The following is a 20,285-nucleotide window of genomic DNA, read 5'->3' on the forward strand; positions in this document are numbered from 1 at the left end:
TCAAATCCCCTCCCGGCCTCAGTAGCGCCAGATCACGTCGACGAAGGCGCGATGCATGTACGAGTCGGCCTCTTTGCCATAGGCGTCGCCCGGCTTGAACACGCCGGCACGCAAGCGCACCAGGGCCGACGGCTCATCGATCGACTGGCTGATCGAGGCCGGCAGCAGGCCTTGCTTGAAGTACTTGGTGACGACCACGTCCATCTCCTGGCCCAGGTCTTTCTCGCCCTGCACCAGCGGACGGCTGATGCCGCCGTCATCGACCACCGCGTTGATGCCGCTGGAGCCGATGTTCTGCTTGCCGTCGACGCGCCAGAACTTGTGGTAGATGAAGCTGGCGTCGTAGTCGTCGCGCAGCTGCCAGGAGGCGAACAGGGTGGCCGCCTGCAGGTTGCCCAGCTCGCCGCGGAACGCCTCGCCGAAGCGGTGCACGCGCGAGCGGGTGCCGGTAAAGTTGGAGCGGTTGCTCTCAAGGCCGGTCTGCTCGAAGTTGTTCGAACCGTCGCTGCCGCCACCGCCGCTGCCCCGGGCATAGGCCGCGCCGACCTGCCATTGCGGGTCCAGGCGCAGGCGGATGCCGAGGTCGGTGGCCCAGGCGTTGACGTCGCCGCTCTGCTTGCCGGTGGCGACCTGGTCGTTGCCCACCGCCTGGCTGCTGAGGGTGTCGCGATCGCCGGTCAGCCAGGTGACGCTGCCCCAGTAGTTGACGGTATGGTCGTTGCGCCAGTTGTAGGCGTCGCTGTTGGCCTCCAGGCCCAGCCAGGTCAGGTCGCCCGTGCGGGTCTTGTCGAGGGCGTCGACGGTTTCGCCGGGGCTTTTCAGGCTGCCGCCGTCATGAGTGTGGTGGGCGCGCAGGCCGACCCAGTGGCCGGGTGTCCACTGCGTGGCGACGTTGCCGTAGACGTGGGTGCGGTCCTTGTCCTCCGGGGCCAGCTCGGTGAGGTCGGTGCGGTATTCGCTGAAGCGCTGGGCCACGCCCAGGTCGGCCTTGAGCAGGGTGGTGTCGAAGGTCCAGTTCAGCGCCTCGATATTGGTGTCGCGCCACATGCCGTCGTCGCTGCGCAGGCGCTGGCGGCCGAAGCGCAGCTGCTCGCCGGGGTAGGGGGTCAGGCCGCTGTAGCCGATCCAGAACTCGCGCATGGCCAGGTAGCTCTTGTCCGGCTTGCGGCTGTCGTCACCGTTGTCGCTGGTGGTGCCGTCGTCGTTCTGGCGCAGGGTGTCGGTCTCGATGATGTCGGTGGCGGCCACCGCCTGGCCCATGGCGAAGGCGCTCCAGTGGCCGCGCTCGCCGTACACCCAAGGCCGCAGGTCCAGGCCCAGGCCGTTGACGTCGCCGCCGGAGCGGGTGCCCAGGTCGCGGTCGTCCTCGGACTGGCCGGTGATCTTCACGTCGAGGCCGAAGTTCTTCTGCGCGGTTTCGGCCGCCAGGGTCGGCATCGACCACAGCAGGGCGAAGCCCAGGCCGATGCCGGCTTTCACGAAGGGGTTGAGCGTCATAGCGAATCCTCGGCGTCTACGTCGTCTTTCTCGTCCTGCAGCGCTTCGATGGCCAGGGTGCTGTTGGCGCCCTGGGCCATGCTGCCGCGTGCCTGCTTCTCCTGCGCCAGCAGGTTCTGCGCCTGGCTGCGCTGGTCGGGCGTGAGCTGCTGGTCGAGTTGTTGCAGCAGTTCGGTCGACTGCGGGGTCGGGTTGACCTGTGAGAGCTGGGCGAACACCCAAGCATTGGTCGGTGCCGGGCGGATGCCGTGGCCTTCGCTGAACAGCTGGGCCAGGGCGTAGTCGGCGCTGTTCTGGCCGCCGCGGGCGGCGGCCAGCAGGTGGTCCACGGCCTTCTGCGGCTCGACCTGACCCAGGTAGCCACGGCGGTAGAGCTGGCCGAGGTAGTAGTCGGCGCTGACCTCGCCGGCATCGGCGGCGGCCTGCAGGTGCTCCTGGGCTTTCTGGGCGTCGGCGGGCACGGTCTTGCCTTCGTAGTAGAGGCGGCCCAGCAGCAGTTCGGCGCGGGGCTGTTCGGCCTCGCGGCCCTTGTCGATGTAGGCCATCAACTGGTCGGTGTCGCCCAGTTCGGGGAAGTCGTAGAGCAGTTGCGCCAGGCTCACCCACGAGGCCGGGTTGGCCGGGGCGATGTGTTCGAGCAGGTCCTTGGCGGTCTTCTCGTCGGTCTGGCCGAGGCTGCGGTCGGCCAGCACGCGGGCGACGCTGTCGACCCGGGTGGCCGGGACGGCGCCACGGGCATGGGCGGCCTTCAGTTGTTCGAGCAGGGCGGCCTGCTGGTCGGGCTGGGCGCGTTTCTGGTAGACGGTAGCCAGTTCGACATAGCAGATGTCAGTGCTGGCCAGCGCCGCCTTGCAGATTTTCTCCACATCGCCCAGGTGCTGGTCGTACGTGCCCTGGGTGCGGTACAGCAGGACCTGGGCCAGGCCCGCCTCGGGGTTGCCGGCGGCGCGCCACTGGTCGATCTGCTGCTGGGCGTTGACCTTGGGGAAGCTCTGCGGGTACTGCAGGTAAAGCATCGCCAGCGGGATCAGGGTGTTGCTTTCGCCCTGTTGTGCGGCGTGCTTGAGCAGGGTTTCGGCCTCCTCGCGCTCGGCCTGGGTGCTGTCGGGCTTGGCCACCAGCAGGCGGCCAAGACGTGCCTGGGCGCGGGGCGAGGTGGCGGCGGCGGCGCGATAGGTGGCTTCGGCCTCCTTGAGTTGCGCCGGGTCGCGGGTGGCGACCTGGATATCGGCCAGGCCTACCTGGGCATCGCTGTAGCCGAGGTCGGCCAGGGCCTTGTAGTTGCGCTCGGCGGTGGCGGTGTCGCCGCGCTTGAGCGCTTCATTGGCCAGGCGCTGGTCGGGCAGGCCGGCGCAGCCGGCCAGGGTGATGGCCAGGGCCAGGGTGCACCAGGTGTAGGGGCGAGCGCTTTGCGCTCGATCGCGGGGCAAGCCCGCTCCTACAGGGTGCGGCGCGGTCCCTGTAGGAGCGGCCTTGTGCCGCGATCCAGGCGACGCCACTCCAGCAGGAGAAAAACCATTCAAAGGTTTCATCGTCCGATCCTCTTACAACCCACGGGCCACGGCCTTGTCGATCAGCCAGTTCAGCGACGGGCCACGGTCGCTGTTGACCGCGGCCGGGCGCCCGGCGAGCTCGGCCGGCAGGCCGCCGTCGGGCTTGATCTGCACGCGGATGTCGGAGGCCAGGTTGTCGGTGTCCAGGCTGGAGCTGCCGGTGATCCGTCCGGTGCGCACTTCGTCCTCGCCGGCGATCTGGAAGTTGACCCGGGTACCCGGCTTCACTTCGTCGAACTGGCGATAGCTGAAGCGCGCCTCGATGGTCGGGACGCTGGTGCGCGGGATCAGCGCGAACACCGGCTGGCCCTTGCTGGCGTACTGGCCGTCATCCACCAGCTGGCGCGAGACCACGCAGTCGCACGGGCTGGTGAGGGTGCCGGAGAGCTGCTTGCCGAACAGCTCCTCGACCTTGGCCGGCTCCAGCTGCGAGTCGTCCAGGTGGCCCTTGAGCAGGTCGAGCATGCTGGTGTTGAAGGTCGCCAGCGGTGCGCCCTTGGCCACGGTCGCGCCGCTTTCCACCAGGCTCTGCAGACTGCCGTCGCGGGGCATGGTGACGTTGGTGGTGGGCACCGCGACCACGCCGGCCTCGGCATGGCTGACGAAGTACAGGCCGTACAGCGACTTGGCGACGAAGCCGAAGGCCACCAGGCCGACCACGAACACCCCGGCGGTCACGCTGACCGCGCGCAGGCGGCCGAAGGCGGAAAGGCCCGAGCCACCGTCCTTCTGCTTGCGCGCCTTGGTGAAGTTGTCGCGCTGCAGAGTACTGAGCACGTCGCCGACGCTGATCAGCTCGCCGGACAGGTGGCTGGTGATGATGTGGCGCAGGGTGGCGATGTCGCGCGGTTCGAGGTTCTGGAACTCGGCGCCGGTGCGGGCGGTCTCGCGGCTGCTGGTACGCACCAGCAGTTCGACGTCCATCGACAGGCCGAGGTTGTCGACCACGAACTGCAGGCGACCGCGCAGCACTTCGCCTTCAGGCAGCGGTTTCTTCGCGTGGAAGGACAGGCCTCCGGCGGACAGGTCGTCGACCTTCACCTCGTGCGCTTCGCGGTTGCCGTCCAGGTAGCGGAGCTTGGCGGGGATGCGCACCCGGGCGTGCTGGCGCTGCGCTTCGGATTCATGCACGACATTGACGTTCACGGCGGTATTCATGGCGATATTCGTTCCTGTTGTCCGATCCGGGGGCTCACACGACCATGAACAGCACGGCGACGAAGATGCTCGCGGCCGAGAAGGTCATGGTCCGCGAGGACCAGGTGTTGAACCATTGTTGAAAACTTGCGAGGTCGCGCTTGAGGGCAGTGGGCTGGCGGGTCCAGGACTGCCTGTCGAGGCGGAAGAACACGTAGATCTTCATCACCGCGCCGACGATCTGGTTGTAATAGAGAATCAGCGGGTAGGCCGGGCCGACGTTGTGGCCCGAGCACAGCAGCATGACGGTGAGAATCAGGCGGGTGATGCCGATCCACAGCAGGTACACCAGCAGGAACTGCAGGCCGAACTTGAAGCTGGCGATCACCGCCACGGTCAGGCCCAGCAGGCTGGTCCACATCGACACGCGCTGGTCGAGCAGCACGATGCTGGTGAACAGTCCCAGGCGCTTGAGGCCCAGGCCCAGGGCGCGGGAGTTCTGCCGCAGGTTGTTGCCGTACCAGCGGTACATCAGCTTGCGGCTGGCCTTGACGAAGCTTTTTTCCGGCGGGTGCTCGACCGTGTTGATCGCGGCATCGGGCACGTAGAAGGTGTCGTAGCCCAGGCGCATCAGGCTGAACCAGCTGGACTTGTCGTCGCCGGTGAGGAACTTGAAGCGGCCCAGGCGCCAGTGCATCAGCGAGTCGCTCTCGACGTCGGCGATGAACTCGGGGTTGGTCACCACGCTTGCGCGGAACATCGACATGCGCCCGGTCATGGTCAGCACGCGCTTGGACAGGGCCATGGAGCACATGTTGATGTGACGCTGGGCGAAGCGCAGCTTGTGCCACTCGCTCATGATGTAGCCGCCACGGACTTCGCAGAACTCGTTGGTGGTCAGGCCACCGACGTTGGGGTACAGGCGGAACCATGGCACGGTCTTGCGCACCACGCCCTCGGCCAGCACGGTGTCGCCGTCGATCACCGCCACCACGGCGTTTTCATCCGGCAGCATCCGCGAGATGGCGCGGAAACCATAAGCCAGGCCGTCACGCTTGCCGGTGCCGGCGATGCGCACGATGTCCAGAGTCACGCGGGACGGCGGGTTGTACTTGGCCCACAGGCTTTTCACCAGCAACTCGTCGGACTTCTCCACCAGCGAGCAGACAACGGTGGTGGGGAAGCCGCAGTCGATCGCCTCGCGGATCACCGAGCTGTACACCTGGGCGGTGGTCAGGGCCTCGATGCGAAAGCTGGTGACCATCAGGTACACGTGCGACGGGTCGGCCGCCTGGCCCAGCTTGCGCACCTTGCGGCGCAGGTAGGGGTACACGATGTACAGGAAGATCATGCCGCGGATGAAATGGGTGGCGCCCATGGAGTAACGCCAGATGCCGACGGCACCGACCAGGAAGATGAAGTGCTTCGACTGCGAGTCGAAGATATCGCTGGGCAGGGCCAGGGCGATCAGCATGAGCAGGCTCATGTAGAGCAGCCAGCCGGCGCATTGCAGCAGCATGGTCTGGAACCTTTGCATGTTCGGCATCCGTCGAGAATTCGGGGGAGGGCGGGCGGCGCGCTGGGGAGGGACGCGCCGCCCGACCGGGTTTACCAGCAGATACCTTCGGTGCGGCTGGTGGCGCAGGTCGGCTTGCTCATGAAGCCGACCAGGTCGATCACCTGCTTGCCTTCCGGCGCCTGCTGGGCCAGGGCACGGAACTGCTCGTCACGGTTGCCCAGGATGATGATCTCGGCGTTGTCCACCACCTGCTCGAAGTTGGCATTGAGCAAGGAGGAAACGTGGGGGATCTTCGACTCGATGTAGTCCTTGTTGGCGCCGTGGACACGGGCGTACTCGACGTTCTGGTCGTAGATGTCGAGCTGGTAGCCCTTGCCGATCAGGCGTTCGGCCAGCTCCACCAGCGGGCTTTCGCGCAGGTCGTCGGTGCCGGCCTTGAACGAAAGGCCGAGCAGGGCGACCTTGCGCTTGTCGTGGCTCTCGATGATGTCGAAGGCGTTCTGCACCTGGGATTCGTTGCTGCGCATCAGCGAGTCGAGCAGCGGGGCGCGCACGTCGAGGCTGGCGGCGCGGTAGGTAAGGGCGCGCACGTCCTTCGGCAGGCACGAACCGCCAAAGGCGAAGCCCGGGCGCATGTAGTACTGCGACAGGTTCAGCGCCTTGTCCTGACAGACCACGTCCATCACCTCGCGACCATCGACGCCGACGGCCTTGGCGATGTTGCCGATCTCGTTGGCGAAGGTGACCTTGGTCGCGTGCCAGACGTTGCAGGTGTACTTGATCATCTCGGCCACTTCGACCGGCTTGCGGATGATCGGCGCGTCGAGCTCTTCGTACAGGGCCTGCAGCACGTCGCCGCTGGCGCTGTCCAGCTCGCCGATGACGGTCATCGGTGGCTGGTCATAGTCCTTGATCGCGGTGCTTTCGCGCAGGAACTCAGGGTTGACCGCGACGCCGAAGTCGACGCCGGCCTTCTTGCCCGAGCAGTCTTCCAGAATCGGAATGACCACGTTCTTCACGGTGCCCGGAAGCACGGTGCTGCGCACCACCACGGTGTGACGGCTGGCCTTGTCGCGCAGCACGTAGCCGATCTCGCGGCACACCGACTCGATGTATTCCAGGCCCAGGTCGCCGTTCTTCTTGCTCGGCGTGCCGACGCAGATCATCGACACGTCGCTGGCACGGATGGCCTCGGCGAAGTCGGTGGTGCCGCGCAGGCGGCCGTTGGCGATGCCTTGCTGCAGCAGCTCTTCCAGGCCCGGTTCGACGATGGGCGACTTGCCCTTGTTGATCAGGTCGATCTTGGTGCTGGACACGTCCACACCAATCACTTCGTGGCCTCGTGCCGACAGGCAACCTGCACAGACTGCACCCACATAACCCAAACCAAAGATGCTGATACGCATCGCATTCACCTCGTGTGTTTATCACGCCAGCCCTTCAGCGAAGAGCCGACCGGGTTGATTGACCAGCAGTTTTCGGGCGCACGGATCCATGGCGAATTGACACTTCACCGAACGCAGGCATGAATAAATCCGGAGCGCAAAAAGTTATGCACTCAAAGTTGGCAGTCAAAGGCCAGTATTAAAAAGGCGTGCCCTGAAATGCAGCCGTCTTTATTGCAATTCACCGTTGGTGAAGTGCTGTGCTTGTTTTTTCAAGTGGATAAATCCTTTGAAATCAACCACTAGGACGAATTTTAGGGGCGCTTGTCTCCTGCATGGATCATGGCTTTTGGCACTTCCTGTACCGCCGTTGAAGTTTTCAGGCCGGCTGAGAATGGCGGCCCTTTGTCATCTGTAAGTCATCTCTCACGCCGGGCGCTTGAAACTCGTTACGGGTGCTATGAGCCATCTCCCTTGGCAGAAGTTCCGGGGGCGGTTTCGTCACGATGAAAGATTTCTAAATATTTTTTCAGAGGGAAATACTTTCAATCTGATAGCACGCGGCAGTTTCGTCCCCGTATATAAAGGGCGAAATCGCAGGGGGATGGTTTTAGGCCAGCATGCGAAAATTTTTTTCAATTTTCGTCAAAAAACTACGAACGGTCTTATGGCGTTTTGCAATAAGGATAGGGTAGATGGTTTTTTGGCGTCTGTTATTTGGCGATCTTCAAGCGCAAGCGTGCCCTGTTGCAGGGCGAGGGGGGCTGCTTCGCAGCCCTTTCGCGGCACAAGGCCGCTCCTACAGAGAACAGCGCGGTCCCTGTAGGAGCGGCCTTGTGCCGCGAAAGGGGCGCAAAGCGCCCCCCTGGGCCATCAGCCCTCAGCGTGATCGCGCAGGAACACCAGATGATCCGGCTTCGACTGCTCGGCACTGTAGTAGTAACCCTGCACATCAAAGCGCTTGAGCTGCTCCGGATCGTTGATCCGCTCCTGGATCACGAAGCGGCTCATCATCCCGCGGGCCTTCTTGGCGTAGAAGCTGATGATCTTGTACTGGCCGTTCTTCAGGTCCTTGAAGTCGACGTCGATCACCCGCGCCTTCAGCGCGCTCTTCTTCACCGCGCTGAAGTACTCGTTGCTGGCCAGGTTCAGCAGCACGTCGTCACCCTGGTCGGCCAGGGCCTGGTTCAGCCATTCGCTGATGCGCGTGCCCCAGAAGGCGTACAGGTCCTTGCCGCGGGCATTGGCCAGCTTGGTGCCCATCTCCAGGCGGTAGGGCTGCATCAGGTCCAGCGGACGCAGCAGGCCGTACAGGCCCGAGAGCATGCGCAGGTGGTCCTGGGCGTAGCTGAAGTCGTCCTCGCCCAGGCTCTCGGCGTCGAGCCCGGTGTACACGTCGCCCTTGAACGCCAGCAGTGCCTGCTTGGCGTTGGCCGGGGTGAAATCAGGGGTCCAGCTGCCGAAGCGTGCGGCGTTGAGGCCGGCGAGCTTGTCGGAGAGGTGCATCAGCTCGGCGATCTGCGCCGGCGCCAGTTCGCGCAGTTGCACGATCAGTTCCTGGGAATCGTCCAGGTACTGGGGCAGGGTGTGGCGCTGGGTTACCGGCGGGGTGTCGTAGTCGAGGGTCTTGGCGGGGGAAATCACCGTCAGCATCGGGTCGGCTCCTGGAATCGTCGGGCGAATTCTACGGGGCCGCTGGCACAACGCCAAACTATGGCGACGATAGTCACCGAACATCGCCACATTAAACCGCAGGCGGTCGCGCTATAGTGCGCGCCATGCCTTCAAGGAGATTGCTCATCGTGCGTATCGCGTTTGCCCTGTTCGCCGGGCTGCTCAGCCTGGGCGCGCAGGCGGCCCCGGCGGATTTCGTCAGTTTCGACCGTGAGCTGTGGCCCGAACAGCTGGACAGCCCGACGCTGTTCGACGTGGCGTCGCGGGCGGAGATCCTGTCGTTCGCCCGGGTGCTGCACGAAAGCGAGATGCTCGACGAGCAGGCGCTCAAGAGCCGGCTGGGCCTGCGTCAGATCAACCTGACCGTCGTGCGGGCCGTACGGGCACGTCTGTGGCAGCGCCTGTGGACAAGTTATCAACAGGCGCAGAAGAGTTGCGAGCAGGATGCCTCGTTCTGCTACCCGGTCGAGTCCATGGCCGACCTGCGCACGCAGTCCGCCGTTTTCGCCGAGGATGTCGGCACGTTCTATACCGGATGGGTCGAGCCCAGTCACCAGTTCCACACTCGATACCTGGATGAGCAGTTGCGCAAGGCCGCGCTGTTCCCGCAGACCACCAGCGAGGTGGCCAAGCTGTCCGGTCGCGAGCGCAATGGCGAGGAACTCAACGACCGGATGTTCCTCCTGACCTTCGCCGGCGGCCCAGGGCCCCAGGGCGGCAGCACCGATGCGGTGGCTGACTACCTGCGGCGGCAGAAGCTCGACGGGATATTCTTCGTCCTCGGCAATCGCCTGCAGCAACGTCGCGACGCCGGCCCGGTGAATGAGCTGTATGCCGGCCAGTGCGTGGGTATCCAGGGGTGGGAGTACCGCTCCCACGCCCAGTGGCAGGACTGGCAGGACTCGCTGCGGCGCAGCCAGGCGCGGGTCCAGGCCGACCTGGCGGAGCAGTACGTGCCCTTGTTCCGCCCGCCCTACGGCCAGCGCCGCGCCGATGGCGAGGCATTCATGGACAGCCAGCAGATGCAGGTTTCGCTGTGGGACATCGATGCCCAGGATGACGGGCCGCTGACCGCCGAAGCCTCGGCACAGCGGGTGCTGACGCTGATGCTGCTGTGGCGCAAGGGCGTGATCCAGTTCCGCGACAACCAGCCCAAGACGCAGCCGGCGCTGGAGTGGCTGTTGCAGCACACGGCCCAGAGCGGGATCGGTTGGGAGGATTGTCGGGAGTATGCTCGGCGGGAATAAAGGAGAGCGGGCGGATCAGTGCGCCAAGGCGCCGCATTGCGCCTCCCGTTGCATCGACTCCAGGTTGCGTTCGATCGTCTCGCAGATCGTGTCCATCGGGATCTGGTGCTCGCTGAAGCGGAACGGGCTCTGCAGGTCCGTGCCGATCCGCTCGATGGCCAGCAGCATGAAGCCGACCACCGTCGAGGCCAGCGGCGTGAACCAGCCCAGCGACTCCACCAGCCCCACCGGCACGATCAGGCAGAACAACGTGATGAACAGCCGCGGGAAGTACACATAAGGATAGGGCAGCGGCGTATTGGCGATCCGCTCCATCCCGCCCTGGGCGTTGGACAGGTCCACCAGGGTCGATTCCAGCCGCGCCAGGCGAATGCTGTCCAGGCGCCCGGCCTGGTATTCCTGGGCCAGCAAGGCCGCCGAGCCGCCGAGGATGTCGTTGGCGAAATTGTTCGAACGATTGCGCCGCTCGAACTCCCCGGGTGGTATGAAGGCCATCAGCTCATCCGGGCACTGCTCGCCCTTGAGGTGCGCCGCCAGGCAGTTCACGTAGGCGATATGCCGGCGCAGCAAGGTCGCCTTCACCGGGTTCGGCCCGTCGGCCGGATCGTCGACCAGCGTCAGCACCTGCCGGGCGAAGCTGCGCGAACTGTTCACCAGCGCGCCCCACAGCGTGCGCGCCTCCCACCAGCGGTTGTAGGCGCTGCTGTTGCGAAAGCTCACCAGCACCACCAGCGCCGAGCCCAGCAGGGTGAGCGGGATCAGCGGCAGGCTGAACTTGCTGTTGAAGAACAGCATGAAGTCGATGGTGACCAGCACGTCCCAGATCAGCAGCCAGAACAGCGACCAGCCGATGTAGCCGAAGGTCTTGACCACCAGGCGGTATTTGCGGGCGAGGAGGGCTTTCACGTGGGGGGAACCTCGATGCGGGGGATGCAGGTTCCGACGTCGCGGGAGGGGCAAGGTTCGGTGGGATTTGACGCAGGGTGTAACGGGAATTTACCGATCGCTCAAAGGTTTCGCGGGCGATTGTAGGAGCGGGCTTGCCCCGCGATGGGCTGCAACGCACCCCCAATCCAGGCCATACCGAGCACCCCGTAAACCACCTCAACCTCAGCCCAACACCTGCTTCATCTGCACCAGCGCTACCCGGGACCCATCCGGCGCCCGCCGCTCCTCGATCCCGAACGGCACAAAACCCAGCTGTGGATAAAGCAGCAGCCCAGCGGTGTTATGGTTGAAACACGACACCCAGATCTCCCGCGCCGCGAAATCTTCGCGAGCCAGGGCGATCATGCATTGCACAAGGTAGCGCGCCACACCTTGGCCTCGCGCGGTCGGGGCCACCACCACATTACCTAGCGCGCAGACTCCGTCATATTCAGCCTTATAGAAATTGGCGAAGCCAACGATCGCCCCGTCAGCCTCGATCACCGTCGAACCGCTGCGCTGGGCGATGGCTTCGCTCAGTTGCGCGGATGTGAGCGGGTAAGTGGCTTTGGGGAACATATAGAAGAGTTCGTCCGCGCTTTGAGGGAAACTACAGAGCGTGGCGATGTCGGCAGGTTGGACAGGGCGATGGCTTAGTGGCACGGGGAATGTTCCGATGGGGCTAGAAGCTACTTACCCTGTGCGGTCGGTAACATGAAGTCAATGCTGTGGCTCTACAGTAAATTGCACCAAGTGTGATTTTCTGTGCAGTCAGGACTGTCGTAAAGGCTTGGCTAGGTTTGGGAAATGGACTGCTGGGAGTGGGGGAGGCCTTAGAGTACTCGGCGTAAAACGAGCTCGAAGTCGCTAGGCTTGCACGTTTTTTGTAGGAGCGGCCTTGTGTCGCGAAAGGGCCGCAGCGCGGCCCCAGGATCCTGATCATGTCGCTGGAATCGCCGGGGCTGCTGTGCAGCCCTTTCACGACACAAGGCCGCTCTCATGGAGCAAAACACAATTCTTTGATTTGACTGGGGCAGCGTGGGAGCGGGCTTGCCCCGCGATGCGACGTTTGGCACCGGCTGCGCCGGTGATCGCGGGGCAAGCCCGCTCCCACGCAGGAACTCTGTTACCTGCGAGACAGCGTAGCCCGAAGGGCTGGATGATCTCCTACAGGGGCCGCGTAAGCGATGGATGCCGCAATCGACAAGCACAAAAAAACCGACCATAAGGTCGGTTTTTTCTGGATCTTGGTGCCCCGAGGGAGACTCGAACTCCCACTCCTTTCGAAAACGGATTTTGAATCCGCCGCGTCTACCAATTCCGCCATCAGGGCTTGTGGCGCCGCAGTATAGAGAGGTGCCTTGGGTCGGTCAATCGGCTTTCATGGTCAATTTTCACGCATTGGGCTAAACTTTGCGGCCCTGTCGAACCGAACATCATCATGCGCGTCGCCGATTTTTCTTTCGAACTCCCCGATTCCCTGATCGCCCGCCACCCTCTGGCCGAGCGCCATGGCAGCCGCCTGCTGGTGCTCGATGGCCCCAGCGGCACGCTGGCCCACAAGCAGTTCACCGATCTGCTCGAGTACCTGCGCCCGGGCGACCTGATGGTGTTCAACAACACCCGGGTGATCCCGGCGCGCCTGTTCGGCCAGAAAGCCTCCGGCGGCAAGCTGGAAGTGCTGGTCGAGCGCGTGCTTGACAGCCACCGCGTGCTGGCCCATGTGCGTGCCAGCAAGGCGCCGAAAGAGGGCACGCAGATCCTCATCGACGGCGGTGGCGAGGCCGAGATGGTCGCCCGCCACGACACGCTGTTCGAACTGCGCTTCAGCGAAGAGGTGTTGCCGCTGCTCGAGCGCGTCGGCCATATGCCGCTGCCGCCGTACATCGACCGTCCCGACGAGGGCGCCGACCGCGAGCGCTATCAGACCGTCTACGCCGAGCGCGCCGGCGCCGTGGCCGCGCCCACCGCCGGCCTGCACTTCGACGAAGCGCTGCTGGCGAAGATCGCCGCCAAGGGCGTCGAGCGCGCCTTCGTCACCCTGCACGTGGGCGCCGGCACCTTCCAGCCGGTGCGGGTCGACAAGATCGAAGACCACACCATGCACAAAGAGTGGCTCGAAGTCAGCCAGGACGTGGTCGACGCCGTCGCTGCGTGCCGCGCCCGTGGCGGCCGGGTGATCGCCGTGGGCACCACCAGCGTGCGTTCGCTGGAGAGCGCGGCGCGCGATGGCGAGCTCAAGGCTTTCAGCGGCGACACCGACATCTTCATCTTCCCGGGCCGGCCGTTCCATGTGGTCGATTGCCTGGTCACCAACTTCCACCTGCCGGAGTCCACGCTGCTGATGCTGGTCTCGGCCTTCGCCGGTTACCCCGAGACCATGGCTGCCTATGCGGCAGCGGTCGAGAACGGGTACCGCTTCTTCAGTTACGGTGATGCCATGTTCATCACCCGCAATCCGGCGCCACGCGGCCCAGAGGATCAAGCATGAGTCGCACCTGTCGAATGTCGTTCGAACTGCTGGCCACCGACGGCAAGGCCCGTCGTGGCCGGCTGACCTTCCCCCGTGGCACCGTCGAGACCCCGGCCTTCATGCCGGTGGGCACCTACGGCACGGTCAAGGGCATGCTGCCGCGTGACATCGAGGCGATCGGCGCCGAGATCATCCTCGGCAACACCTTCCACCTGTGGCTGCGCCCGGGTACCGAGGTCATCAAGAAACACAACGGCCTGCACGACTTCATGCAATGGAAAGGCCCTATCCTCACTGATTCCGGTGGTTTCCAGGTGTTCAGCCTGGGCGCCATGCGCAAGATCAAGGAGGAAGGCGTGACCTTCGCGTCGCCAGTGGACGGTTCCAAGGTGTTCATGGGCCCCGAGGAGTCCATGCAGGTCCAGCGCGACCTGGGCTCGGACATCGTGATGATCTTCGACGAGTGCACCCCGTACCCGGCCGAGCACGACGTGGCGCGCACCTCCATGGAGCTGTCGCTGCGCTGGGCCCAGCGCTCGAAGAACGCCCACGGCGACAACACCGCGGCGCTGTTCGGCATCGTCCAGGGCGGCATGTACCAGGACCTGCGCATGCGCTCGCTGGAAGCGCTGGTCAACATCGACTTCGATGGCCTGGCCATCGGCGGCCTGTCGGTGGGCGAGCCCAAGCACGAGATGATCAAGGTGCTGGACTACCTGCCTGCGCAGATGCCGGCTGACAAACCTCGTTACCTTATGGGGGTAGGCAAGCCGGAAGATCTTGTAGAGGGTGTGCGCCGCGGCGTCGACATGTTCGACTGCGTGATGCCCACGCGCAATGCGCGCAACGGCCATCTGTTCGTCGATACCGGGGTGATCAAGATCCGCAACGCGTTCCATCGCCACGATGAATCGCCGCTGGATCCGACCTGCGATTGCTATACCTGCACCAACTTCTCCCGCGCCTATCTGCATCATCTGGACAAGTGCGGCGAAATGTTGAGCAGCATGCTGAATACCATCCACAACTTGCGCCATTACCAGCGCTTGATGGCCGGTTTACGCGAGGCTATTCAACAGGGTAAATTGGCCGCCTTTGTCGACGCCTTCTACGCCAAGCGCGGGCTGCCTGTGCCGCCCTTGGACTGACTGTTCGCATCCATTATTAGAAAATATCCATTAGGAGTGCCCAATGAGCTTCTTGATTCCCGCCGCTTACGCGGACGCAGCAGCCCCAGCCGCCGGCCCAGCCGGTACCGGCTTCGAGTGGATCTTCCTGGTCGGCTTCCTGGTCATCTTCTACCTGATGATCTGGCGCCCGCAGGCCAAGCGTGCCAAAGAGCAGAAAAACCTGCTGAGCAACCTGCAAAAAGGTGACGAAGTGGTCACCACCGGCGGCATCGCCGGCAAGATCGTCAAGGTTGCCGACGACTTCGTGGTCCTGGAAGTGTCCGACAACGTCGAGCTGAAGTTCCAGAAGGGCGCCGTGGCGGCGACCCTGCCGAAAGGTACGCTCAAGGCTATCTGAGTTACCGGTTTCATTTTTCCAGTCGGGGCGCGCAAAGCGCCCCGCGTCTTGAACGGGCGGCGTGATGCTGAACAAATACCCTCTGTGGAAATACCTGCTGATCGTGGTGGTACTGGCGGTCGGCTTCATTTATTCCGCACCCAACCTCTATCCGGATGATCCGGCGGTGCAGATCAGCGGCGCCAGCTCCGCCCTGCATGTGAGCCAGGCCGACCTCGATCGCGTGACCAAGGCGCTGACCGATGCCGGTATCGCCGTCAAAGGCGGCAGCCTGGGCGAGAAGGGCAGTGCGCTGGTGCGTCTGACCAACCAGGAAGCACAGCTGCCGGCCAAGGATGTGGCGCGCAAGACCCTCGGCGACGACTATGTCGTGGCCCTGAACCTGGCCCAGACCACTCCGCAGTGGCTGCGCAACCTGGGTGCCAGCCCGATGAAGCTGGGCCTGGACCTGTCCGGTGGTGTGCACTTCCTGCTGGAAGTGGACATGGACAAGGCCATGACCGCTCGCATGAAAGTCTACGAAGGCGAGGTCAAGACCTTGCTGCGCAAAGAGCGCGTCCGCTACCGCAGCCTGCCCCAGCAGGACGGCGGCATCATGCTGGGCTTCGCCGACGATGCTACCCGCGAACAGGCCCGCAGCCTGATCCGCAAGAATTTCAATGACTTCGACCTGACCACCACCGAGCGCAACGAGCTCGCCGTGCTGCGTCTGGCGCTGACCCAGGCGAAAGTCGCCGAGATCCGCGAATACTCGATCAAGCAGAACCTGACCACCGTGCGCAACCGGGTCAACGAGCTGGGCGTGGCCGAGCCGCTGGTCCAGCGCCAGGGCGCCAACCGCATCGTGGTCGAGCTGCCGGGCGTGCAGGACACCGCCGAAGCCAAGCGTATCCTCGGCAAGACCGCCAACCTGGAGTTCCGCTTCGGTGCCGAGCCGGGCGCGTCCAAGGCTACCACCGAGGTGTTCGAGTTCCGCGAAGGCGGCCGCTCCGCTGCGGTCGAGCGTGGCCTGATCATCACCGGTGACCAGGTCACCGACGCCCAGGCCAGCTTCGACGAGCACGGTCGCCCGCAGGTGAATATCCGCCTCGACGGCCACGGCGGCGAGCTGATGAGCCGCGCCACCCGTACCAACGTCGGGCGCAGCATGGCGGTGATCTTCATCGAGCAGAAGCCGGTCACCCGCTACCAGAAGCAGGTGGTCGACGGCGTCGAGAAAGAAGTCGCGGTGCAGACCTTCCAGGAAGAGAAGAAGATCATCAGCCTGGCGACCATCCAGTCGCCGCTGGGCAGCCAGTTCCGCATCACCGGCCTGAACGGCCAGGGCGAATCGTCCGAACTGGCCCTGCTGCTGCGTGCCGGTGGCCTGGCCGCGCCGATGTACTTCGCTGAAGAACGTACCATTGGCCCAAGCCTGGGTGCCGACAACATCACCAAGGGTATCGATGCATCCCTGTGGGGCATGCTGTTCGTCTCGCTGTTCATCATCGCCATCTATCGCGCCTTCGGTGTGCTGGCGACCATCGCCCTGGCGGGCAACATGGTCCTGCTGCTGGCGCTGATGTCGCTGCTGGGCGCCACCCTGACCCTGCCGGGTATCGCGGGTATCGTGCTGACCATGGGCATGGCGGTGGACGCCAACGTGCTGATCTTCTCGCGTATCCGCGAAGAGATCGCCGCCGGCATGTCGGTGCAGCGCGCCATCCACGAAGGTTTCAACCGCGCCTACTCGGCGATCGTCGACGCCAACCTGACCACCCTGCTGGTCGGCGGCATCCTGTTCGCCATGGGTACCGGCCCGGTCAAGGGCTTCGCGGTCACCATGTCCCTCGGGATTTTCACCTCGATGTTCACCGCCGTCATGGTGACCCGCGCACTGGTCAACCTGACCTGCGGCGGGCGTGACATCAAGAAGCTGTGGGTTTGAGGGAGCTGCGATGAAAACCATCAACTTCATGGGCGTGCGCAATGTCGCGTTCGCCATTACCGTGCTCCTCACCGTGCTGGCGCTGTTCAGCTGGTGGCACAAGGGCCTGAACTTCGGCCTGGACTTCACCGGCGGTACGCTGATCGAGCTCACCTACGAGCGTCCGGCGGACCTGGAAAAGGTCCGTACCGAGCTGGTCGGCTCCGGCTTCCACGATGCCGTGGTGCAGAGCTTCGGCGCCACCACCGACCTGCTGGTGCGCATGCCGGGCGATGACCCGCAGTTGGGCAACCGCGTGGCCGAGGCACTGCAGAAGATCGGCGGCGACAACCCGGCCACGGTCAAGCGCGTCGAGTTCGTTGGCCCGCAGGTGGGCGAGGAGCTGCGTGACCAGGGCGGCCTCGGCATGCTCCTGGCACTGGGCGGCATCCTCATCTACCTGGCGTTCCGCTTCCAGTGGAAGTTCGCCGTGGGCGCGATCATCTCGCTGATCCACGACGTGGTGGTCACCCTGGGCATCCTGTCGTTCTTCCAGATCACCTTCGACCTGACGGTGCTGGCGGCGGTGCTGGCGATCATCGGCTACTCGCTCAACGACACCATCGTCGTGTTCGACCGGGTGCGCGAGAACTTCCGCGTGCTGCGCAAGGCCTCGCTGATCGAGAACATCAACATCTCGACCACCCAGACCCTGCTGCGGACCGTTGCCACCTCGGTGTCGACCTTGCTGGCCATCGCCGCGCTGCTGTTCTTCGGCGGCGACAACCTGTTCGGCTTCTCCCTGGCGCTGTTCATCGGCGTCATGGCGGGTACCTACTCGTCGATCTATATCGCCAACGTGGTGCTGATCTGGCTGAACCTGAGCAGCGAAGACCTGATCCCGCCGGTCAAGACCGAGGGTGTGGACGAGCGTCCGTAAGGCTTGTCTCGCGCCGTTTGGCGCAAAGAGAGGCGCGAGTGTTGAACTCGCGCCTTTTTTTTTGCTCCAAGGCAGGGAGAAGGCGGGCCGGAGCCCGCGGGTACGATCAGGAGGTTCACGTGAACAAATCAATGCTGGTGGGTGCGGTTCTGGGTGCTGTCGGTGTGACTGCCGGAGGTGCTGTGGCGACCTACAGCTTGGTGAACAAAGGGCCTGAGTACGCCCAGGTCACCGACGTGCAGCCGATCAAGCAGCAAGTGAAAACGCCGCGTGAGGTCTGCAAGGATGTCACCGTGACGCGCCAGGCGCCGGTCAAGGACCAGCATCAGATTGCCGGTACGGTGGTTGGTGCCATCGCCGGTGGCCTGCTGGGCAACCAGATCGGTGGCGGTACCGGCAAGAAGATTGCCACCGTGGCCGGTGCGGTCGGTGGCGGCTATGCCGGCAACAAGGTGCAGGAAGGCATGCAGGAGCGTGATACCTACACCACCACGCAAACCCGCTGCAACACGGTCAATGACATCAGCGACAAGGTGGTGGGTTACAACGTGACCTATTCCATCGGTGACCAGGTGGGCAAGGTGAAGATGGATCACGAGCCGGGCTCGACCATTCCGTTGGACAAGAATGGCAAGTTGGTCCTGGGGCAGAACCAGCCGGGGCAGTGAGCCGTTTGCAGGCCGCTCCTACATGGGAAGGCGATGCCAGGCTGAATTCAGGCACAAAAAAAGCACCCCGAGGGGTGCTTTTTTGTGCCCGTGCAATCCGCGCTTAGCGCTTCATGTGCTCTGGCAGGTGCGGCTGGATGGCAGTCAGCACGGCCTTGAAGCACTTGATGTTGCCTGCAACGATGTGGCCCTTCTCAAGGAAGTCGTGGCCACCGTTGAAGTCGCTCACCAGGCCACCGGCTTCCTGGATCAGCAGCACGCCCGCGGCCATGTCCCACTCGGACAGGCCCGACTCCCAGAAGGCGTCGAAGCGGCCGGCGGCTACATAAGCCAGGTCCAGGCTGGCGGAGCCTGCGCGACGGATGCCGGCGGTCTGGCCGGTCAGGGCGCGGAACATGCCCAGGTAGTTGTCCAGGTCGGCCATCTGGCTGTCACGGAACGGGAAGCCGGTGCCCAGCAGCGCGCCTTCCAGGCTGGTGCGCGAGCTGACGCGCAGGCGGCGGCCATTGAGCTGGGCGCCACGGCCACGGCTGGCGGTGAATTCTTCCTGGCGAACCGGGTCGACGATCACGGCGTGTTCGAGGCGGCCACGGTATTTGCAGGCGATGCTGACAGCGAAGTGCGGAACGCCACGCAGGAAGTTGGTGGTGCCGTCCAGCGGATCGATGATCCACAGGTAATCCTTGCCTTCTTCACCGCTGCCCGCGTGCAGGCCGGTCTCTTCACCCTGGATCGAGTGGTTCGGGTAGGCCTTGCGCAGGGCCTCGACGATGACCTTCTCGGCGGCGCGGTCAACCTCGGACACATAGTCCTTGGCCTGCTTTTCGTCGACTTTGATGCTATCCAGGCGTTCGATGGAGCGGAAAATCAGTTCACTGGCGCTGCGAGCGGCGCGCAGGGCGATATTCAGCATAGGCTGCATGGGAAGGTCACCTGGAGATGTTAAAGAGGAAAGCCGATCATTCTAGCAGAAATCTTTGACGACAGAAGTGTCACATTTGCTTTCATGGCGTTACGCTGGTCGGTTCTGTAAGATCGAACCCTCCTGTTTCCGCATCCGAGAGCACGACACCTTGCTGCAAAATATTCGTGTTGTTCTGGTCAATACCAGCCACCCCGGCAACATCGGCGGCGCTGCGCGTGCCATGAAAAACATGGGCTTGTCGCGTCTGGTGCTGGTGCAGCCAAAAGAGTTTCCGGCCGCGGACGCCAGCGCCCGCGCCTCGGGCGCCGACGACGTGCTGGACAACGCCCAGGTGGTCGACAGCCTCGAGCAGGCGCTGGTCGGCTGCAGCCTGGTCATGGGTACCAGCGCCCGTGAGCGCAGCATCCCCTGGCCGCTGATCGACCCGCGCGAGTGCGGGGCCAGGGCCGTGGCCCAGGCCATGGGCGGCGAAGAGATCGCCCTGGTGTTCGGGCGCGAGCACGCCGGCTTGACCAACGAAGAACTGCAGCGATGTCACTTCCACGTGCACATTCCCTCGAACCCCGACTTCAGCTCGCTGAATCTGGCCGCCGCCGTCCAGGTGCTCTCCTATGAGGTGCGCATGGCCTGGCTGGCAGGGCAGGGCAGTGCGGTGAAGGTCGAGAAGGTCGACGCCAGCGAGCTGGCGACCATGGACGAAATGGAGCTGTTCTACGATCACCTGGAAAAGACCCTGGTGGACATCGGCTTCCTCGATCCCGAGAAACCCAAGCACCTGATGGCGCGCCTGCGCCGGCTGTATGGGCGAAGCTCGGTCGAGCGTCCGGAAATGAGCATTTTGCGCGGCATCCTTACTGAGACCCAGAAGGTCGCACGGGGCGAGCCGCATAAAAGGAAGGACTGACAG

At 64.1% G+C, this 20,285-nt stretch carries 17 protein-coding genes and 1 tRNA gene; 8 read left to right on the forward strand and 10 right to left on the reverse strand.

Annotation, left to right across the window (positions count from 1 at the left end; genetic code table 11):
• Positions 1-18 precede the first annotated feature (18 nt).
• The 6 genes from K2O50_RS04400 to yaaA all read right to left on the reverse strand — a co-directional run bounded on the left by K2O50_RS04400 (position 19) and on the right by yaaA (position 8,744).
• Positions 19-1,497: an alginate export family protein gene (locus K2O50_RS04400; protein ID WP_050704341.1), complete on the reverse strand. Its 1,479-nt coding sequence runs from the start codon at positions 1,495-1,497 to the stop codon at positions 19-21.
• Positions 1,494-3,029: an alginate biosynthesis TPR repeat lipoprotein AlgK gene (gene algK / locus K2O50_RS04405; protein WP_256205964.1), complete on the reverse strand. Its 1,536-nt coding sequence runs from the start codon at positions 3,027-3,029 to the stop codon at positions 1,494-1,496. The genes K2O50_RS04400 and algK overlap by 4 nt, the downstream gene beginning before the upstream one ends.
• A gap of 12 nt (positions 3,030-3,041) precedes the next feature.
• On the reverse strand, positions 3,042-4,208 hold the full coding sequence (locus K2O50_RS04410; RefSeq protein ID WP_050704343.1) for an alginate biosynthesis protein Alg44: 1,167 nt from the start codon (positions 4,206-4,208) through the stop codon (positions 3,042-3,044).
• Between the two features lie 34 nt (positions 4,209-4,242).
• Positions 4,243-5,724: a glycosyltransferase family 2 protein gene (locus K2O50_RS04415; protein WP_050704344.1), complete on the reverse strand. Its 1,482-nt coding sequence runs from the start codon at positions 5,722-5,724 to the stop codon at positions 4,243-4,245.
• A gap of 71 nt (positions 5,725-5,795) precedes the next feature.
• Positions 5,796-7,112, reverse strand: coding sequence for a nucleotide sugar dehydrogenase (locus tag K2O50_RS04420; protein ID WP_050704345.1), 1,317 nt, complete (start codon positions 7,110-7,112; stop codon positions 5,796-5,798).
• Between the two features lie 852 nt (positions 7,113-7,964).
• The gene (gene yaaA / locus K2O50_RS04425; RefSeq protein ID WP_050704346.1) at positions 7,965-8,744 is read right to left on the reverse strand and encodes a peroxide stress protein YaaA; all 780 of its coding nucleotides are present in this window, start codon (positions 8,742-8,744) and stop codon (positions 7,965-7,967) included.
• Between the two features lie 149 nt (positions 8,745-8,893).
• Between yaaA and K2O50_RS04430 the strand changes: the two genes are divergently transcribed.
• Positions 8,894-10,012 (forward strand): polysaccharide deacetylase family protein, encoded by a 1,119-nt coding sequence (locus K2O50_RS04430; RefSeq protein ID WP_050704354.1) that lies wholly within the window; start codon positions 8,894-8,896, stop codon positions 10,010-10,012.
• 15 nt (positions 10,013-10,027) lie between these two features.
• On the opposite strand, the gene K2O50_RS04435 is transcribed toward K2O50_RS04430, so the two are convergent.
• The 3 genes from K2O50_RS04435 to K2O50_RS04445 all read right to left on the reverse strand — a co-directional run bounded on the left by K2O50_RS04435 (position 10,028) and on the right by K2O50_RS04445 (position 12,272).
• Positions 10,028-10,918 carry a bestrophin family protein gene (locus tag K2O50_RS04435; RefSeq protein WP_050704347.1) on the reverse strand — a complete coding sequence of 297 codons (891 nt, stop codon included), beginning with the start codon at positions 10,916-10,918 and terminating at the stop codon, positions 10,028-10,030.
• Positions 10,919-11,122: 204 nt separating this feature from the next.
• Positions 11,123-11,602 carry a GNAT family N-acetyltransferase gene (locus K2O50_RS04440; RefSeq protein ID WP_050704348.1) on the reverse strand — a complete coding sequence of 160 codons (480 nt, stop codon included), beginning with the start codon at positions 11,600-11,602 and terminating at the stop codon, positions 11,123-11,125.
• Positions 11,603-12,187: 585 nt separating this feature from the next.
• Positions 12,188-12,272, reverse strand: a tRNA-Leu gene (locus tag K2O50_RS04445).
• A gap of 108 nt (positions 12,273-12,380) precedes the next feature.
• Here K2O50_RS04445 and queA point away from each other — a divergent pair.
• From queA to K2O50_RS04475, 6 genes are all read left to right on the forward strand, one after another.
• Positions 12,381-13,430 carry a tRNA preQ1(34) S-adenosylmethionine ribosyltransferase-isomerase QueA gene (gene queA / locus K2O50_RS04450; RefSeq protein ID WP_050704349.1) on the forward strand — a complete coding sequence of 350 codons (1,050 nt, stop codon included), beginning with the start codon at positions 12,381-12,383 and terminating at the stop codon, positions 13,428-13,430.
• 14 nt (positions 13,431-13,444) lie between these two features.
• On the forward strand, positions 13,445-14,560 hold the full coding sequence (gene tgt / locus K2O50_RS04455; protein WP_023629281.1) for a tRNA guanosine(34) transglycosylase Tgt: 1,116 nt from the start codon (positions 13,445-13,447) through the stop codon (positions 14,558-14,560).
• Between the two features lie 43 nt (positions 14,561-14,603).
• A complete protein-coding gene (gene yajC, locus K2O50_RS04460; RefSeq protein ID WP_050704350.1) occupies positions 14,604-14,939 on the forward strand; it encodes a preprotein translocase subunit YajC in 336 nt (111 codons plus the stop codon).
• A 64-nt stretch (positions 14,940-15,003) separates the two neighbouring features.
• On the forward strand, positions 15,004-16,866 hold the full coding sequence (secD, locus tag K2O50_RS04465) for a protein translocase subunit SecD (protein WP_050704351.1): 1,863 nt from the start codon (positions 15,004-15,006) through the stop codon (positions 16,864-16,866).
• Positions 16,867-16,876: 10 nt separating this feature from the next.
• Positions 16,877-17,785 carry a protein translocase subunit SecF gene (gene secF, locus K2O50_RS04470; RefSeq protein WP_110735797.1) on the forward strand — a complete coding sequence of 303 codons (909 nt, stop codon included), beginning with the start codon at positions 16,877-16,879 and terminating at the stop codon, positions 17,783-17,785.
• A gap of 119 nt (positions 17,786-17,904) precedes the next feature.
• Positions 17,905-18,453 (forward strand): glycine zipper 2TM domain-containing protein, encoded by a 549-nt coding sequence (locus tag K2O50_RS04475; RefSeq protein ID WP_050704355.1) that lies wholly within the window; start codon positions 17,905-17,907, stop codon positions 18,451-18,453.
• Positions 18,454-18,556: 103 nt separating this feature from the next.
• On the opposite strand, the gene suhB is transcribed toward K2O50_RS04475, so the two are convergent.
• Complete coding sequence (gene suhB, locus K2O50_RS04480) at positions 18,557-19,375, reverse strand: inositol-phosphate phosphatase (protein WP_050704356.1); 819 nt, start codon at positions 19,373-19,375, stop codon at positions 18,557-18,559.
• 151 nt (positions 19,376-19,526) lie between these two features.
• Between suhB and trmJ the strand changes: the two genes are divergently transcribed.
• Positions 19,527-20,282 (forward strand): tRNA (cytosine(32)/uridine(32)-2'-O)-methyltransferase TrmJ, encoded by a 756-nt coding sequence (trmJ, locus tag K2O50_RS04485; RefSeq protein ID WP_050704357.1) that lies wholly within the window; start codon positions 19,527-19,529, stop codon positions 20,280-20,282.
• Positions 20,283-20,285 lie beyond the last annotated feature (3 nt).

Source organism: Pseudomonas sp. 2hn (assembly GCF_019646095.1).
GTDB classification, from domain to species: domain Bacteria; phylum Pseudomonadota; class Gammaproteobacteria; order Pseudomonadales; family Pseudomonadaceae; genus Aquipseudomonas; species Aquipseudomonas peradeniyensis.